Below are 683 nucleotides of genomic sequence, written 5' to 3' on the forward strand. Positions count from 1 at the left end.
CAGGCCAGGGCAGGGGACCTCACCGGCGTCGATCAGGTCGATGATGGCGTCGACCAGGTCGACGATGCGGACGCCGCCGACGTGGGAGAGATAGCGCAGGGTGCACCGCATGCTCGCTTTCGCGAACGCGCCGGTGGCGGCGTAGTGCAAGTTGCCCCGAACCCAGGCATCCTTGGACAGATCCGGGTGTCCGACTACGACGTCGGCGACGAGGTGGGGCTTGCTGACGTCGCCTGGCCGACGCTCGACGATGAGAGGGTGTTGGGCGCCGAAGGTGTCGGAGGCGTACTCGGTGTTGTTGAGCAGCAGCAACGGCCACACCACCGGGCAACCACCCGCCTGCAGCACACGTTCGATGCCGGCCAGATGCGTCTCGAGGCTCTCCCCAGGCAGACCCCAGATGAGCTCGGTGTAGGTGGGAATGCCGCGGTCGCGGAACTCGGTGAGCAGCTTGTCGTAGCGATCCGACTTGATGTTGCCCCGTTTGGCCAGTTCGAGGGTGCGCGTGTCGAAGGACTGCGCGGATAACGTGACGCCGGGCAGCATGCCGCAGTTGTGCAGGATCTCGGCGATCTCGACCACTTTGGAGTTGCTGTTCTTGGCCCAGTTGGTCATGAACACAATGCGCTTGTCGTACTTGGCGCACAGGTCGACGAAGATCTGAACGATCTCAATGTCCCGGC

General features: G+C 64.0%; 1 protein-coding gene. It reads right to left on the minus strand.

Annotation, left to right across the window (positions count from 1 at the left end; all coding sequences use genetic code 11):
• A partial coding sequence (locus ABEA87_RS42255; protein ID WP_345639440.1) for a radical SAM protein occupies positions 1-683 on the minus strand: 683 nt, incomplete at both ends.

Source organism: Rugosimonospora acidiphila (assembly GCF_039543385.1).
In the GTDB taxonomy this organism is placed as follows: domain Bacteria; phylum Actinomycetota; class Actinomycetes; order Mycobacteriales; family Micromonosporaceae; genus Rugosimonospora; species Rugosimonospora acidiphila.